The organism is Acinetobacter sp. ANC 4779 (assembly GCF_004331055.1).
Taxonomy (GTDB): domain Bacteria; phylum Pseudomonadota; class Gammaproteobacteria; order Pseudomonadales; family Moraxellaceae; genus Acinetobacter.
This window is the reverse complement of sequence record NZ_SJNU01000010.1, coordinates 1-17,074: the sequence shown is the minus strand read 5'-3', so window position 1 is coordinate 17,074 and position 17,074 is coordinate 1. Positions and strand designations below refer to the sequence as shown.

17 protein-coding genes and 1 tRNA gene are annotated in these 17,074 nt (G+C 38.0%); 12 read left to right on the top strand and 6 right to left on the bottom strand.

Annotation, left to right across the window (positions count from 1 at the left end):
- The first annotated feature begins 227 nt into the window (after positions 1-227).
- Together E0H80_RS11825 and E0H80_RS11820 are read left to right on the top strand one after the other, a co-directional pair.
- Positions 228-581 (top strand): DUF1304 domain-containing protein, encoded by a 354-nt coding sequence (locus E0H80_RS11825; protein ID WP_131366075.1) that lies wholly within the window; start codon positions 228-230, stop codon positions 579-581.
- A 64-nt stretch (positions 582-645) separates the two neighbouring features.
- A complete protein-coding gene (locus E0H80_RS11820) occupies positions 646-987 on the top strand; it encodes a GlpM family protein (RefSeq protein WP_131366073.1) in 342 nt (113 codons plus the stop codon).
- Between the two features lie 372 nt (positions 988-1,359).
- Here the strand turns inward: E0H80_RS11820 and tenA are convergent, their stop codons facing one another.
- Positions 1,360-2,031, bottom strand: coding sequence for a thiaminase II (gene tenA, locus E0H80_RS11815; RefSeq protein ID WP_131366071.1), 672 nt, complete (start codon positions 2,029-2,031; stop codon positions 1,360-1,362).
- Positions 2,032-2,266: 235 nt separating this feature from the next.
- Here tenA and E0H80_RS11810 point away from each other — a divergent pair, with 235 nt between their 5' ends.
- The 7 genes from E0H80_RS11810 to E0H80_RS11780 all read left to right on the top strand — a co-directional run bounded on the left by E0H80_RS11810 (position 2,267) and on the right by E0H80_RS11780 (position 10,199).
- Positions 2,267-3,352 (top strand): DUF475 domain-containing protein, encoded by a 1,086-nt coding sequence (locus E0H80_RS11810; RefSeq protein ID WP_131366069.1) that lies wholly within the window; start codon positions 2,267-2,269, stop codon positions 3,350-3,352.
- A gap of 147 nt (positions 3,353-3,499) precedes the next feature.
- Complete coding sequence (locus E0H80_RS11805) at positions 3,500-4,864, top strand: MFS transporter (protein ID WP_131366067.1); 1,365 nt, start codon at positions 3,500-3,502, stop codon at positions 4,862-4,864.
- A 51-nt stretch (positions 4,865-4,915) separates the two neighbouring features.
- Positions 4,916-5,518: a single-stranded DNA-binding protein gene (ssb, locus tag E0H80_RS11800; RefSeq protein ID WP_131366065.1), complete on the top strand. Its 603-nt coding sequence runs from the start codon at positions 4,916-4,918 to the stop codon at positions 5,516-5,518.
- A 214-nt stretch (positions 5,519-5,732) separates the two neighbouring features.
- Complete coding sequence (gene ahpC, locus E0H80_RS11795) at positions 5,733-6,296, top strand: alkyl hydroperoxide reductase subunit C (RefSeq protein ID WP_131366063.1); 564 nt, start codon at positions 5,733-5,735, stop codon at positions 6,294-6,296.
- A 446-nt stretch (positions 6,297-6,742) separates the two neighbouring features.
- Positions 6,743-7,630 carry a pirin family protein gene (locus tag E0H80_RS11790; RefSeq protein WP_131366061.1) on the top strand — a complete coding sequence of 296 codons (888 nt, stop codon included), beginning with the start codon at positions 6,743-6,745 and terminating at the stop codon, positions 7,628-7,630.
- A 433-nt stretch (positions 7,631-8,063) separates the two neighbouring features.
- Positions 8,064-9,362, top strand: a complete 1,299-nt coding sequence (locus E0H80_RS11785; protein WP_213073408.1) for an FAD-dependent oxidoreductase — start codon at positions 8,064-8,066, stop codon at positions 9,360-9,362.
- 3 nt (positions 9,363-9,365) lie between these two features.
- Positions 9,366-10,199, top strand: coding sequence for an SAM-dependent methyltransferase (locus tag E0H80_RS11780; RefSeq protein ID WP_131366055.1), 834 nt, complete (start codon positions 9,366-9,368; stop codon positions 10,197-10,199).
- Positions 10,200-10,277: 78 nt separating this feature from the next.
- On the opposite strand, the gene E0H80_RS11775 is transcribed toward E0H80_RS11780, so the two are convergent.
- The 4 genes from E0H80_RS11775 to E0H80_RS11760 all read right to left on the bottom strand — a co-directional run bounded on the left by E0H80_RS11775 (position 10,278) and on the right by E0H80_RS11760 (position 12,514).
- Positions 10,278-10,353 (bottom strand) — tRNA-Thr (locus tag E0H80_RS11775).
- A 136-nt stretch (positions 10,354-10,489) separates the two neighbouring features.
- Positions 10,490-10,717 carry a hypothetical protein gene (locus E0H80_RS11770; RefSeq protein ID WP_131366053.1) on the bottom strand — a complete coding sequence of 76 codons (228 nt, stop codon included), beginning with the start codon at positions 10,715-10,717 and terminating at the stop codon, positions 10,490-10,492.
- A 269-nt stretch (positions 10,718-10,986) separates the two neighbouring features.
- Positions 10,987-12,045, bottom strand: coding sequence for a type II asparaginase (locus E0H80_RS11765; RefSeq protein ID WP_416224591.1), 1,059 nt, complete (start codon positions 12,043-12,045; stop codon positions 10,987-10,989).
- Between the two features lie 358 nt (positions 12,046-12,403).
- A complete protein-coding gene (locus tag E0H80_RS11760; RefSeq protein ID WP_131267706.1) occupies positions 12,404-12,514 on the bottom strand; it encodes a hypothetical protein in 111 nt (36 codons plus the stop codon).
- Between the two features lie 510 nt (positions 12,515-13,024).
- On the opposite strand from E0H80_RS11760, the gene E0H80_RS11755 reads away from it, so the two are divergent.
- Entirely contained in the window at positions 13,025-15,514 is a 2,490-nt protein-coding gene (locus E0H80_RS11755; RefSeq protein ID WP_131366049.1) for a DEAD/DEAH box helicase family protein, read from the top strand.
- Between the two features lie 45 nt (positions 15,515-15,559).
- On the opposite strand, the gene E0H80_RS11750 is transcribed toward E0H80_RS11755, so the two are convergent.
- Positions 15,560-15,727, bottom strand: coding sequence for an MvaI/BcnI family restriction endonuclease (locus E0H80_RS11750; RefSeq protein ID WP_228259995.1), 168 nt, complete (start codon positions 15,725-15,727; stop codon positions 15,560-15,562).
- 66 nt (positions 15,728-15,793) lie between these two features.
- Between E0H80_RS11750 and E0H80_RS16650 the strand changes: the two genes are divergently transcribed.
- On the top strand, positions 15,794-15,955 hold the full coding sequence (locus tag E0H80_RS16650) for a hypothetical protein (RefSeq protein WP_165494313.1): 162 nt from the start codon (positions 15,794-15,796) through the stop codon (positions 15,953-15,955).
- 436 nt (positions 15,956-16,391) lie between these two features.
- Positions 16,392-16,760, top strand: a complete 369-nt coding sequence (locus E0H80_RS11745) for a DNA cytosine methyltransferase (protein ID WP_165494312.1) — start codon at positions 16,392-16,394, stop codon at positions 16,758-16,760.
- The last annotated feature ends 314 nt before the right edge of the window (positions 16,761-17,074 follow it).

Sequence of the window (17,074 nt, the reverse complement as noted above, 5' to 3'; positions counted from 1 at the left end):
ATATATGATAGCGATTTAATTTTGTTCAAGCTGAAAAAATCGTTTTTTAACGACATATTATGTCGGTCGAATGAATTTAGTTAAAGTTTATAAGACTGTAGCGAGCTTTTTAAGGAGTAACAAGCCTGAATAATTTACTTTTAATGTGAATATTGTTGACGGATGTATCGCTAAAAAAGCAAACTCACAGCACAATAACATGAAAATAATAAGGAAAATGAAAAACAATGATCGCCAAGATTTTAATCACACTGATTGCACTGCTGCATGTTTATATTCTAGTTCTTGAAATGTTCCTGTGGGATAAACCACTTGGAATGAGAGCCTTCGGTAATACTCTCGAAAAGGCAAAATTGACCCAAGTTTTGGCGAAAAATCAGGGCTTATATAATGGTTTTTTAGCCGCCGGGTTAATCTGGTCGCTATTCGCACCGGATGCTTATGCCATTCCACTAGCCAATTTCTTTTTAGGCTGTGTTTTGGTTGCCGGAATTTATGGTGGCATAACCGCCAGTAAAAAGATCATTTATATTCAGGCGATCCCTGCATTGATTGCCTTGATTGTGGTGAATTTAATTTAAGCGAAAGACACTCTGCAGCGTAGACTAGGTGATTCAATCAATTGAGCTTTTCGGAGGGAGAGGGATGCTGGCTTTATTTTTAAAATGTAGTTTAGGGGCAGCCGTTGTTTTAATTATTTCTATCCTTTCCAAGAGTAAAGCTTTTTATATTGCAGGATTAGTTCCACTATTTCCAACTTTTGCCCTAATTGTGCATGTCATTGTCTCGCAACAGCAGGGTGCAGCAGCGTTGCGTACAACTGCATTATTCGGTTTATGGTCGCTTATTCCCTATTTTATTTATTTGTTGATGGTGTATGTGCTGGCAACCAAAATGTCGATGTTGTTATCTCTGAGTGTTGCGACAGTTTGCTGGATTGTGGCGGCAGCAGGGCTGATTTATGGCTGGCAGATGTTTCAGAATTAAAAACCAACAATGCATTTCTATGACGAGTAATTAGATAACGTGTAAAAATCAAAAAATGTTCAATATTGGGATTTTTAAAAATCAGCACTGCTTTGTTGAACTGATTCGATTTCTGTATTTTTGTGAAGGTATTGACTCTACTGTTGAGAGGGCAGAATGAGGATCTTGAAATATATTTTGAGTCCGCAAGAAAAAACTTTTGTTTCCCATACACGACATCCTGAGTCAGTTTTAAGCCCTGCTTTAAAATGCAGCGCAAGGGATGGGAAACGTGTGGCATCCATGCCACACGCATGACTTACTAAAATCTATTTTTAAATTTTACTTTAACAACGACTTAATAGAAATTGAAAGATAATTTATGAAAAGAGTTTAGGCATCCAAACCTAACCATTGTCTTTGATCATAGGCGCTATCCCAGAACAACCATTCCAGTTTGGCAGCCGTGGTATAAGCCTGATGCATTTTTTCAAGCGTATCGGCATCACAGCGCGCTGCGACTTTATCAATGGTGGCAATCACATTGCGCACTGCTTCATTAAATTCTTCGCCTGCATAGGTATCGACCCAAGCTTGGTACGGATTGTTTACGATAGAATTTTCGACAATATCTTTACCGACTTCGGCATAAATCCAGAAACAGGGAAGTAAGGAAGCCAAAACCACTGGATAGCTTTCAGACCATGCCGTTGCAGTTAAAAATGAGGTGTAGTGATGACAAGCCAAGGTAAGTGGAGTGGATTCAAATTCTTTTTTGTTGATATCAAATTCCTGCATGAAACCGTCATGCAGACTGCGTTCAACCACAATGGCAATGCGAGCAGCTTCTGCAAACTGAATCACGTCATCGGCTTCAAAGGCTTTGGCAGCACAGACTGCAAGTGCGCGACCATATGCCAGTAAATAATGTGCATCCTGAATCACATAATGACTAAAAACCTCTTTGCTCAAAGTACCTTGTGCAAGTTCCTGGTTAAATGGCAGGGCTAAAGTTTTTTGATATAAAGCTAAATTTCGCTGCCATACATCTTGAGAAAAGCTCATGTCATCATCCTGTTGAGAATAAAAGAAAATATACCAAAGGCCGACTATATCAAGAGTTCTTAGAGGAAGATATCCAGCCACATAAAGCCTGGAGTGGTGTTGAAAAAAATCATACGAAGAATTTTGGATTAATATTAAAAAGCCGTCATAATTGAGCGCATAAAATCTTAAACTCCTATTTTTAAGTTTTACCGAATTTATTCTCCATACATATTTGTTCATAGGTCGATCTATCATGATGAAACATTTTGGTTTCTCAATCATTTTTACGATCGTGTGTCTGGCTATTTCTGCATATTGGGGCTATAGCCATGGCCCAGAAGCAGGTTTAAAGACCATGTTCACTGCGCTCACCATTACTGCCATTTTAGCGGTGATGGAAGTGTCACTTTCTTTCGATAATGCCGTGGTCAATGCCTCGGTACTACGCGGTTGGGATCATTTCTGGAAAATGATTTTCTTGACCGTCGGCATTGTTATTGCTGTATTTGGCATGCGTTTGGTGTTCCCGATTGTGATTGTTGCCGTCACTGCGGACATGGGCATGCTTGAAGTCGTAAAAATGGCGATCAATGATCCGATTAGTTATTCAGAGAAATTGATGGCACATCATGCCGAAATTGCAGCATTTGGTGGCTCGTTCCTGTTGTTGGTCTTCCTGAATTTCTTTCTGGATAGTGAAAAAGATACGCATTGGTTTAGATGGATTGAAGCGCGTTTGTCCAATCTTGCCAATGTACCTGCAATGTCAGTATTCCTTGCATTAATTGGTTTGCTGATCATGGCGGCCAATGTAGCGGAAGCATCACGTTTGGTGGTGACCATGGCAGGAATCTGGGGCATTGTGGTTTATATCGGAGTTCAAGTACTCAGCCATTTGTTAGGTGGTGAACCTGAAGTTGATGAAGATGGCAATGCGGTGGCACATGATGCCAGTGGTGCATCTACCGGAGTGATTAAAGCAGGCTTAGGCGGTTTTATTTATCTTGAAGTACTGGATGCATCGTTCAGTTTTGATGGGGTAATCGGTGCTTTTGCGATTACATCGGATGTAGTGATCATCATGCTCGGTCTAGCGATTGGTGCCATGTTCGTGCGTTCAATGACCATTTATCTAGTTGAAAAAGGCACATTAGATGCTTATATCTTCCTTGAGCATGGCGCGCATTATGCCATTGGTGCTTTGGCATTCATTATGCTGGCGAGTGGTGCTGGGTTGCATATACCAGAAGTCGTGACCGGTTTGATTGGTGTCGCATTTATTGTCTGGGCAGTGATTGCATCCATTCAATATAGTAAGCGTCAAGAACGGATCGGTTAATCCTTTTTTAAGAAAAACGGTTACAATAAGGGCGCATCAAATGCGCCCTTATTTATGGGGGCTGATCTTTGAATAACTCAACATCCATAACATGAATGTTGTAGGATAGCCCATCGAAATTAAACTCATAAACCTAAGCTTATTGATATGATGAATGCTTTAGAACGCCGTTCAACCTTTGCCTTAAGCAGTATTTTTGCCCTGCGTATGTTGGGCTTGTTCATGATTATTCCTGTGTTTTCTGTAGCAGGGCAGTCATATCAAGGGGCAACACCTGCGCTGATTGGTTTGGCGGTCGGTGTGTATGGTTTGACCCAGGCCATTTTACAGATTCCATTTAGCTTGCTGGCTGACCGTTTTAGCCGTAAGCCCTTGGTTGTTTTAGGCTTGTTGTTGTTTGCACTGGGTGGTGCAGTTGCCGCAATGTCCGAAACCATTTATGGGGTGATCATTGGTCGTGCCATTGCCGGTGGTGGTGCAGTTTCTGCTGTGGTGATGGCACTGTTAGCCGATGTTACCCGTGAAGAACAGCGCAGCAAAGCCATGGCGGTAATGGGGATGAGTATCGGATTCTCCTTTATGCTGGCATTTAGCCTTGGCCCTTGGCTCACCAGTCTGGTCGGTATTTCCGGACTATTTTGGGTGACGACCATTATGGGCTTGGCAGCAATTTCCATGTTGCTGTTGGTGCCTAAAGTGACCCGTCATCATAAAAATTATCAGCAAGGTTATTTTGCACAACTGAAACAGGTGCTGAAAATGGGCGATTTGAATCGCTTGCATGTTTCAGTGTTTGCGCTGCATTTGTTGCTGACAGCGATGTTTATTTATATGCCATCGCAACTGATTCAGTTTGCTGATATTCCATTGGCCAGTCATGGTCTGGTGTATTTACCCCTGCTGGTTATTAGCCTGTTTTTTGCTTTTCCAAGCATTATATTGGCAGAAAAATATCGTAAAATGCGCGGTATTTTCCTGACTGCAATTGGCGGGATCATTCTGGGTTTACTGGTGCTGATTTTCGGCTATGAATCCAAATACATTTTATTGGCAGGTTTGGGATTGTTCTTTATTGCCTTTAACGTGATGGAGGCTTTGTTGCCTTCGTGGCTATCTAAATCTGCACCGATTCAGTCTAAAGCCACAGCGATGGGTGTGAATGCCAGCAGTCAATTTTTAGGGGCATTTTTTGGCGGTATGATTGGTGGTCAACTCTTGATACTCAATAATACAGCCTTGGGTTGGAGTATCTTAAGTGGCATCGCAATTGTCTGGTTGCTGGTCAGTTTTGGCTTGGCTCAACCACGCTATCTTTCATCCTTGGTGTTGCATTTACCCGAGACGAAACAAACAGATGAGTGGACTTCTCAACTTTTGGCAATTCGTGGTATTGAAGAGGTTGTGGTGATGTCTGATCAGCAATTTGCTTATGTTAAAATTGATAAACAGCTTATAGATGAAGCTGCGCGACAAGATTTAACGCAGTTGTTAGGTAAAGATGTAGCCATTTAAGCATAACTCTTATAAAGTAAAATATAGAAATAGATAGGAAGTGTACGTCTGATGCGTGGTGTTAATAAAGTAATTTTAGTCGGAACTTTAGGTAAAGATCCTGAAACCAAAACTTTCGCGAATGGTGGTTCGCTTACTCAGTTTTCAATTGCAACCAGCGATTCCTGGACGGATAAAACGACCGGTGAGCGTAAAGAGCAAACTGAATGGCATCGTATTGTGCTGCATAACCGCTTAGGTGAAATTGCACAGCAATATCTACGTAAGGGTTCTAAAGTTTATATCGAAGGTTCATTGCGTACCCGTCAGTGGACAGACCAAAGCGGTCAAGAACGCTACACCACAGAGATTCGTGGTGAACAAATGCAAATGTTAGATAGCAACAACCGTCAGCAAGGTGAGCAAGCTACGGGTGGTGACAACGCAGGTTATAATCAACCACGTTTCAACAACAACCAAGGCAGCGGTTATAACAACAATAATAATAGCAATAACCAAGGCGGTTATGGCAATAATCAGGCTGGTGGTTTTAATAACAACCAGCAAGGCGGTTATGCAAACAACAATCCGTCTGCTTTCCAGAAAGCACCGCAATCTGCACCTGCTGCGCCTGTCGCTGCACCTGCTGATTTAGATGATGATCTACCGTTTTAATTGAGTTAAAAAGGCAAGTCGTCATCTAAAACCCTTTGTAACAACAAAGGGTTTTTTATTGTCTAAAACAATGAAAGTTAGAAATATGAAAGAAATATTTAATCTATTTTTTCGATTGTTTTTATAAAAAATCACGGTTTTACCTATCTAAGAAACTTTCATATTCTAGCTTCACAACATAAGCAATCCCAGAAACGAGCTAGAGGAATATCTCATGAGTTTAATAAATACTGAAGTGAAGCCATTCAATGCAACCGCTTATAAAAATGGTGAATTCGTTGCAGTATCTGAAAAAGACATGATCGGAAAATGGTCAGTGGTGTTTTTCTATCCTGCAGACTTCACTTTTGTTTGTCCAACAGAACTGGGTGATTTGGCAGACAACTATGCTGAATTCCAAAAAATGGACGTTGAGATTTATTCAGTATCGACAGATACCCACTTTACCCATAAAGCTTGGCATGACAGCTCAGACGAAATCAAAAAAATCCAATATTCAATGATTGGCGATCCAACCTGGACTTTGGCGAAAAACTTTGAAGTTCTGATTGAGTCAGACGGCTTGGCAGACCGCGGTACCTTTGTGATTGACCCTGAAGGTAAAATCCAGATTATTGAAATCAATGCCGGAGGTATTGGTCGTGATGCTCAAGAACTGCTACGTAAAGTGAAAGCAGCGCAATATGTACATGCTCACCCAGGTGAAGTTTGCCCTGCAAAATGGAAAGAAGGTGACGCCACACTGGCGCCTTCCATCGACTTGATTGGTAAAATTTAAGTTTTAAGTTGAAATACTCTCCCAAAGAATCCAGGACTTAGCGCCTGGATTTTTTATCTGTAAAATTTAATAAATAAAGCGAGATAGGTAGGCTTTGCCGCTCAATTTTTTGGTCTTCTCTTTTTAATTTTTAATGAATGATTTCTGCATTATTTTGTTTATTAACTGCTTAAAGCAATCCATATGTTTTATAGGGTGATTCATCCTGAACAGCACTTTGCTCATAGTATTAAAATCAAAACATAGAATGGCGGATTTAATGATGAAAAAAGGATGGAAAAAGAGGAGTTTGCTTAAAGCCATTTATGCAGATTTTTATCATTTTAGAGAAATAGTCTGCAGATTATCCTATAGTTGATACGCTGTATATTGCTCATGCGCTAGGCTGACGACTTTAAAAGTTTTAAGATAAATCCATATTATTTCCTAGTGATAGGAGCTTTGAAATGAAAAAAATTATTGGCGTTTACCGTAACCACAACATGCATTGGGTGGGCGACGGTTTTCCGGTTAAAAACCTGTTTTCCTATGACCGTTTAGGGCAGGCGATTAGTCCATTTTTACTCTTGGACTATGCAGCACCCTATCATTTTAGCCCGACTACGCAGCAGCATGGTGTCGGTTCACATCCACATCGTGGTTTTGAAACGGTGACGCTAGCCTATCAAGGTGGGGTGACTCACAAAGACTCAGCAGGCGGCGGCGGTCAGATTAAAACCGGTGATGTGCAGTGGATGACGGCGGGTGCAGGTTTGGTACATGAAGAGTTCCACTCTGAAGAATTCGCCCAAAATGGTGGCTTGTTTGAAATGGTGCAGCTTTGGGTGAATTTGCCTGCGGCAGACAAAATGACAGCACCTAAATATCAGGCCATTGAAGCACAAGAGATTCCTGTGATTGAACTTGAGCGGGGTGCAGGGCATATCCGTGTGATTGCAGGGCACTATATACAGGGTGATACAGAACATAGTGGCCCTGCATCTACCTATAGTCCTGTAAATGTATGGGATGGTGAATTAAAAGCAGAACATGTGCATCACATTCATGTGCCTGCCGATCACAATGCCTTGGTTGTGGTGTTATCAGGTGAAATGCAGCTGAATGGAACGCAGCATGTTCAAGACAGTTCCATTATCATGTTTGCTCAAGATGGTGAAGCCGATATTCAACTGCAAGCAATGAAAGACAGCAAATTTCTGGTGCTCACCGGTCAGCCTTTAAATGAACCAATTCAGGGCCATGGTCCTTTTGTGATGAATACTAAGGCTGAAATCGTTCAAGCCTTTAATGACTTTAATAGCGGCAAGTTTGGTGAGATCCCGGTGGCCAGTTAATTTTAGCCATTGATTGATTGGTCATTCAAGAAATAAAGAAGCCCCTAAAAAATTTAGGGGCTTTTTGCGAAATAATTTTTTTGTTTTTACAGCATTTGATAGTTATAAGGTATGAAAAGTGCGTCTGATGGTCAAATTATTATGTGATGTATCATATCTATATTTTATGAATTTGTAAAACGATCGTTATAATATTGGTTAATTTATATATGCTTTTTTAAAGGGTTTTTAGTTTTTATATGGGTAAAATTATACTGCTTTAGTATATTAATTTGGTTTTGTTTAATTTCTGAATCAGTCTGAAAAATCTTTCTAATAGTTCTGATGATGACTTTTGTTAAAAAAACATATTCTGGAATATTTTAATAGCCCCTTTTAATCTCGCTTGGTTCATAATTTCAATAATCTTATGTGTAACTGACGGATAATAATTTTGGATATTGCAGTTATTGGTAGTGGCATGGCTGGGCTAGCTACCGCCAGAATTCTTAAAGATGCAGGGCATAGCATAACTATTTTTGAAGCATTGCCTGGACGTGGTATGGATAGCCATAGCATTGAGTTTGAAGGCGGCTTAATTGATGCACCCTTACGTGTCATGAATCCTCATTTGTGGAAAAATACCCTCAGTTTGGCAACGTATTTAGGTATCCCCACTTTCCCCGTGCGTACTTATATGGCATGCAGCTGGTTATTTGAAGATCGCACTGAAACATGGTTAACCACTACGCGGAGTCGTATTGGTAATTTCCCGATTATTAATAACCGCAAAGGGCTGCAACAATACGGCTGGCGCTTGGTCAAAGGCATGCTGCAACTGAAAGCGGCCATTGCCAGATTCTTCAGATCAAAGAATCAAGAGATTACTCTGGCTGAATTTATCAATAATAATGATATTGAGGAAGTATTCTGGCATGGCGTAGTGATGCCTGTGCTATATACCATTTGTACCTGTAACCCAAAAACCATTGGGGACTGGCCTGCCAAACCGTTATTGACCTTCTTGCGTCAATTGACCGATGGCGATGCTTTGCTGCGTCTGCAAGGTGGTACACCGGCATTGGTCGACAAGCTGATTGAAGGCATTGAAATTCATAATGGTTCAGCCATTACCCAAGTCAAAGAACAAGAAAATGGTGTTTCAGTTGAAAATGCAGTGGGTGAACAACGCATTTTTGATCGTGTCATTGTGGCCACACCGACCAATAAAATTGAAACCTTTTTAAATAATGAACAATTTGCAGATGATATTGTGCTGTTAAAGAAATTCAAATTTGAACAGGGTCAATTGGTCATTCACACCGATCAAACCGTGATGCCACCCAAGCGTAAAGACTGGGCGGTACTCAGTTATATGATGGATCGTAAATTTACCCGTCAACAGTTTACCGTATGGTTGAATTCGGTTGAGCCGAGTCTGGTGGGTAAAACGCCAGTGTTCCAAACCTGGCGACCGGTGACTGACATTGATCCTAAAAAAGTCATTTCCAGTGTGACTTTAACCCGTGCTGTGGTGGATTCTCAAACTGTGGCTTTAAACAAAGAGCTGCAACAACGCCATAAAGATCTCAACCGTAAAGTTTTCTATTGTGGTTCTTGGTCTTGTGATGGGTTGCCGGTGCTCGAATCTGCAGTGACGTCAGCAATGCATATTGCAGAAATTTTGGGTGCCCCATTGCCGTTTGTGGGATTAAAACCTAAAGTTGAGGTTGCCCCACAACTCGGCTACTAATCCATGAAATGGCTTCAAGCGATTCAACAGCAATTTTCACAACATAAGTATGCGATTAACGCAAAACATTTAGGGGATGATGCTGAACTCGCTTGGAGTAATTTGGGCTATTGGGATGATGCAACATCATCCTATCCTGACGCTTGTCGTCAATTGGCAGATCAGTTGGCGCAAGCAGTTCATTTAACTGCAAAAGACAGATTGCTCGATTTAGGCTGTGGACAGGGTGCAAGTCTGCTTCATTGGCAACAGCATTATCATGTTCAGAATATTGAAGCCGTGGAATTACAATCCAGTTGTGTAATTCAAATTCAAAAACATCTTCCTCAACTTACTGCAATTTACCCACACTCTTTTTTAAATTTAAAACTGATTCAGTTCACATCTGGCTTTGATGTGGTGCTGTGTATCGACGCTGCCTATCACTCAAATTTGAATTCATTGCTCGATTCAGTACGGAGTGTTTTAAATTCAAAGGGCAGATTGGGTTTTCATTATTTAATCTGGTCTGAAAAATGGCTGGAGTTAAATTCATTGCAAAAACGAAAGTATCAGTGGTTATTAAAAGCTGCGGATGTAAATTCAGATCATTTAATGACTGAATCTGCTCTGAAGCAAACTTTGCAGGACTATGATTTTGCGGAGATTGAAATCCGGGATTTATCTAAAGATGTTTTGCAGGGTTTTGCAAATTATTTTCATAAAATTCAGCAATTATCACACCAGACTGCAGATTTGGATGCATTTAAAATTCGCATGACAGCCAAGTTATGTCGCAAGCTGTATGCGGAAGGTGTAGTCAAGTACGTGCAAATTAGTGCGAAAAATAATAAATAATGAGCTTTTAAATATTCTGAAAAAAGATTAATTGCAAAAACAACAAAGCCTCACTAAAAAGCGAGGCTAAGTATAAAATGGTGCCGGCACACGGATTCGAACTGTGGACCTACTGATTACAAGTCAGTTGCTCTACCAACTGAGCTATGCCGGCAACGTGGGATGAATGATAGCGAATTTCGCTGAAAACGCAAGCCAAAAAATGAACGATTGATTTTCCTGCTTTAAGATAAAAAACTTACCCACTGCAAAGGTGGGCAAGTCAAAAAGAATTTAAAAGATAACACTGCTTATTTGGGCCTCAGGATCTGGGCTAAGTCTTGTGCGCATTCTTCCAAAGTTAAAGCCATGTCAATTTGCATTTGTGGCTTCAGTTCGTCTGCAAGCTTTCTCCACTGTTCTATTAAACGTAGCGCTTTCTGAATTTTATGTTTATTCATGTCTTTGGCAAGGGTTGGGGTATAACCACCACGTTTCGCATTCTTGATCTGTTTTACATAGTTATAGCTGGTATTCATGCTTACTCCCGAATAGTAGTTTTTGATCTGCTGAATGGACTTTTATGCCTTGATCTAAAGTTCTGTAAGATGATTATTATCAGCCGAATATTGCAGTTTGATGATCATTTTTTGAGTTTTTATGCTCTCTTGTAATGAGGTGGGTTAAGGAGCAAATTTATTTTAAAAATATTAGTCGTTATTTAAAATTTTTCGATCAACAGATGAAGACTTTTAACCTCAGGAATGAAGAAAGTATCGCTAAATACTTTCTTTATTTGGCTTAAATATTAATATTCCCAAAACATGCGCTGAATTTCTTTTGCATCTCGGGTTTTGGTAAGCGCCAGGGCTGCCAGTAGTTTTGCCTTCTGTGGATTTAAGTCATGCGCCACCACCCAGTTATATTGATCATCGGGCTGTTCTGCATTTCTTAAAACGAAGCCTTGTGGCACACGTGAGGAACGGATAATTTGCACACCTTGTTTTTGTAGCTCATTTAAAGTGGGCACAATATTTTTTGCCACTGATCCATTGCCTGTTCCTGCATGAATAATGGCTTTTGCTCCAGCTTTTGCATAAGCATTATATGCATCAGGAATCATATTGCCGGAACCATATACAATTTGGACTAAAGGTAGCGTATCACCCTGAATATTTTCAATATTGAATTCGGAAGTATTGTTAAAGCGTTTTGCAACATTTCTAAACCAATAGGTTTTACCTTCGACCAGTGTACCTAATGCTCCCCACTGACTAGCAAAGCCATTGGTGTGAATGTTAATGGTTTTGGTCACATCTCGTGCTGCAAAAATATCATCATTCATGAGCACAAAAACGCCTTTGGCTTTTGCATTATCGGCGGCAGCTAGCGCAACAGCACTATATAAATTTAAAGGCCCATCCGCAGATAGTGTTGAAGGTGGGCGCATAGAGCCCACCACCACAATGGGTTTATCCGTATGCACAGTCAAGCTTAAAAAATAAGCTGTTTCTTCTAGGGTATCGGTACCATGGGTGATCACAATGCCATTTACATCTGGCTTTTTCACCAATTCATTGACTTTTCGTGCAATGGTTAAAAGTTCTTTATCTGTAATGCTTTCCGAAGCAACTTGAAGTGCCTGTACACCTGTAACATTTGCCAGGTTCTGAATTTGAGGAACGGCCTTGAGCAAGTCATCTACAGGCACTTTGGCTGCGGTATAGGTTGCACTGTTGGTGGAGCTGGCACCTGCACCTGCAATTGTGCCGCCTGTGGCAACCACCACGACATTGTTTTTAGCAAAAGTTGAAAAGGGGAGTAATAAACCCAGGCTTAAAGAAAGGGCGCCAAGTGTTTTTTTCATCATTTTTCCTTATTAAAGTTCTGTACGATCCAAGCTTTTTTATAGCACTTATAACGTAATATAAAAAAACTGGATTTGCCTATACTTAATTTAAAATATGGATTTCATAATCAGAAATATAACAAATGATGATTTTTAAATGTACCCAATGAACTAGGATAAAAATGCTAAATAAATTATTTTTATATTGATATGAATGCGGAATTTAGACAGAAGTATCTGTATGGTAAGTATCTAAATGAAGATACCCATAAGATTCAATTATTCTTTAATTTAAACCTAGGGAGCAATCACCCAAATAAAATATCTTGTCTATCTAGGTTTAGGACATTTTAGCAGGGACAGCACAAGAACGCTTTTAGAGAAAATATTCCCAAATAATATAACCCAGACCGAATCCAATAAATGAGTACAGTGTGATGATAAAGAATACAAAGCTCGCTTTATTTTTCTTTGTTAAAAAACTCATATTAATTCCCAATATTCGGCCTAATTTAGATCATATTATCCCATTTGTTTAGAAAAAGTGGTCTGCTTTACTGCTTTTAAATATCTGAATTGGTATTAATCGTTCTATTTTTAATAAGTTAGAATTTTTTTCGTACATCATCGCTAAAAATTTCTAAAGACTGCAAAAAATATGCAATCCATGATGAATAACACAATGTACCGTCAAATGTACCGATAAATATGTCGGTTTACTACTGTATTGCACCCTAATGTATAGGCGTAAAAAAGACCTAAACCATGCGGTTTAAGTCTTTTTTAAATTCTGGCGGTGAGAGAGTCCGTCAGGTTTAATATCTAAATATATGAATTATTTAAACATAAAAAAATAGAGCTGTAAATATACCGCCATTTATACCGTCAATATATAAAAATGAAGAATATATGTATTTAGGCATTCCCAAAACATTAAAAAATAGTGTAAAAGTAGTTCTTAATTAAGGAATCATTAAATAATAACTAAGGGATAACTATGTCTTTTTTTGACAATTTTTTTGCAGATGTACAGCCAATTGTAATTAATAATATAAATGAAATGTATGAGTCTCTGGATGCTAAAAGTTCACATGCAGCATTAAGGACTATTCAAAAAGAGTGTATAGATCTATTAGATACAAAATTAGATAAATCCGAAGTTATTCTTAAGCTGAGTACGGGTTCCGGAAAGACAATTATAGGGTTGCTATATTTGAAGTATTACGGGCATAAGTATCAAGAACCTGTTTTATTCTTAGTTCCAAATTTGCAACTAGCTCAACAGGTGTTAACGGAAGCATCTAGTCTTGGTATAGCCGCAACATTGTATAGTCATGGTGATAGACATGTAGAACCAGATGCTATGAGAGGTAATACTGTAATTATTTCTACGTACGAAAAACTCTTTAATGGTTTAAGTACTTTTCAACGCTATCATATAAATCCCTGTGCAATTGTTTTTGATGATGCCCATAGTGGAATGGATGTCGTAAAAAAACAGTTCTCTTTAGTGGGGAGTAGTGATGTATATATAAAACTTAAGGAGATTTTCAAGGAGTCATGCCAAAAGCACAGTCCAATACAATGGATTGATTTACAAAATGCAAGTAGCAATTTTGAAATCCCGTATTGGATTTGGCAAGAAAAATTAGAGAAAGTAATCCATTTACTAAATGAATATAGTGAAGAATTTATCTTTAATTATCCGTTAATAAAGCATGAACTTAGATTTTGTAGATGCGTCTTTACTGAAAATAGCTTTGAAATAGCGCCAGATATAATAAATATCAGAAATATAACACCTTATAGTGGAGCAAAGCATAAGTTATTTATGTCTGCAACACTAGCAGATAGTGATAGTTTTATAAGGACTCTAGGGCTCAAGAAGGAAACAGTTGAATCAATTATCAGCCCTGAATCCGATAAGGGTATTGGTGAAAGAATGATTCTTGCACCCTCATTAGTTTCTCCTGATTTTAATAGACCCATTGTGATGGAATTATGTGTAGAGTTTAGTAATCATTATTCAGTTTTTATCTTAACGTCATCCACATCTCAATCATTAGAATGGGTTGAAAGGGGGGCAAAGATACTTAATAGTGAAAATATTGCTGTTGAATTAGTCTTGCTCAAACAAAATCCCAAAAAAAATGGCTTGTATGTTTTAGCTCAACGTTTTGAAGGTTTAGATTTAGCTGATGACTTATGTCGAGTTTTAGTTATTGATGATATCCCTTACGGTGAGAGAATAATTGAAAATCATGATTCAGAAAATTTGGGTGATATCGGCGGATTCGGTAAAAAAAATATTTTTAGAATAGAGCAGGGTATGGGAAGGGCTGTTAGATCTCATGTGGACTATGCTGTAGTTCTACTCGCAGGAAATGATTTGAGCTCATTTATAGCATATAAAGAATGTAGAGATGCTCTAAGTGCAGAAACTAATGCTCAACTTGAATTAGGCATCAATATGAGTAAAAAAGTAGCTTCGGCACCTTCAAGTGAAAAACTGAGAATGTTTAAAGAAGTTATGACAGCATGTTTAGAAAGGGAACCAGTTTGGAAGAGTGTATATTCTAATGCAATGAAAAATGTTAGGAAGAGTGATAAAAAATGTTCAATTGAATTAATAAATATTGCTGAACAAGAAAGATTATATTTTGAAGCCTCTTTTGATGATCAATATTTTACTTATAAAGATAGTTTTAATACTGCTATTAATAGTCTAGATGATTCATATTTAAAAGGAAAATATTTAGAGAATTTTGCAAAAGTTGTTAGTGTTTATGATTTCGAAGAAAGCCAGAAATTACAATCTCGTGCGAGAAATCTTTATCCTAAAGCACTAAAACCCAATACTATTTTACCTAAAAAAATTACGAAAAAAGCTACAGCAGCTGGTATTAAAATTTCAGAGAAACTGAAACTATTTACGGAACTAAATGGATTAATATTGGAATTAAGAAAGTTACAAGAAAATTTCGGCTTTAATAATGAAAATAGTATTTTAATCGAACGAAATTTTAAAAAATTAGGTGATTTTTTAGGAGCTGATTCATCTAATCCCGAAATAGATAATAATATTGGTCCCGATGTGTGTTGGCATTTGGAAGATAAAGTATTTGTTATTGAAATTAAACATAATAAAACTGCTCCTTTAAACAAAGGAGAAGCTGGACAATTAGAAGTCAGTATTAACTGGGCTATGGAGAAATATCCGCCTATGAGTAATTTAATTCCAGTGACAGTAACAAATGTTAAAAAAGTTCAAGTTGATGCTATTTATGGGAGAGGTACTCAAATATTAGATGAGCATTCCACAAATAGGCTATTAAATGATCTTATTAATTTTTATACAGCAATTATAAGTTCTAATAAAACTACAGCTAGTGAAATTAGTGCGGAACTTCGAGCTAAAAATCTGGATGCCAATGCACTTAACAAACATTATTTTCGAAATTTATTTAACGAGACTAGCGTAGATTAATGTTTAAAATAGAACTTGGGATGAGTAAAGATGTAGTTAATTTGACTACTTCTTTATCATGTTTAAAACATAACATTTAGGTTCAGGAAATAATAAACTCAAATGCTCAGGCTTGATCTTAAAAAGAGGTCCTTTTTCTGTTGTTTTACCGGTCATGTCCTTACGCTTAATCAAATAATCCATTGTTATGATCCCTTGTTCCATTAAAAGCAAAAACTGGCTAGCTAAAATTCTAAAAGCCTTTAATACTGAAAAGGTCAGTTTTATGCTTGGTATGAAGTGGCTAAAGCATTTGCCGGTATTGATTACATACCGTTATGTTTGCATGTGAATGCTAAGTATGCAGGGGTGGCTCAGAACCAACCTAGATTTATCTTATTAAGGGTACGTGTGGATGTGTTTAAAAACATTGCTAAGAAATTTAATAACGTAGAAAAATAAGCATTTGAAAGAAGCTTTAAGTTTTTTGAAAAAGTAAAATCTAATCCGGAACTTGAATATGGACATCTAGATTTTTACGATGTTAATCATCATACAGAGTTTTTCTCTGAATCATTTTTAAAACCGTTGATTGCTTTTAAAGGTAATGAGTTTTCTGTACAAGATGCTATTCATGATTTATCTGTAACGGGTAAGGTTGATAAGTCCGCTTATGTTTCTAAGTTGGATAATTTATTTAATCCACTGTTAACTCATCACGTAAACCTCAATAATGTTGAGAGCTAATGGCATTCATGTGTAAAAGCGCTTTAAGCTTTATCAAAACCTTAATCTTGTTTCAAAAGAGACAAAGAAAAAAGAAGTACAGCAAGTTTTAAAGGGTAATGCTGATGATCTTTCTGTCACAGCTTTCAGCGAATTACAGCTGCTAGAGTTTTTGGATGAAAAAAGTAAACCAATCCGCTTTGATGTTCGAAGTAATCTCGTTAATTATTTGAAAAATCATCAAACGAACAAACAAACGCAGAAAGCGCTTATACCGAATCAACCTGCTCCTGCTGCTTTATCTATACCGGATGATGCTTGTCATTATAGTGATCTTAGAACGCTCACAGTGCGTGAAATGGCACGTATTCAATCATTCCCTGATAACTTTAAGTTTCTTTCTAAAGTCACTACTGGTGGCCAAATGCGTAAGTTTGAAGTCCCTCAATACACACAAGTGGGTAATGCCGTTCCTCCACTTTTAGGGTATGCATTAGGGCAGTCTGTAAAATATTTGATTGAATTATATAATCAAGATTAGATCTGGATATTGATGGGCATCTGAGCCCATCAGGGCTTTTAAAAAAATACTAAATTAATGTTAAGTTTAGGTTAACATTTTGTTAAATTTCTATTTTAACAGACTTATAAACTCTTATTCGTTGTTATGAAATATAAGAACTTTCTTAGGAGTTCAATTTTTTTGAATGGTATCCACAGAATATTTATATCGGTTTCTAGGACTTCGCCCCCTACAGTTCATATTATACAACTAACTAGAATATAGCTGTAAGTTACTACCTATGTGTTATTAGGCAGACAGCTTTAAAAAAAACCGCCGTAATTATGGCGGTT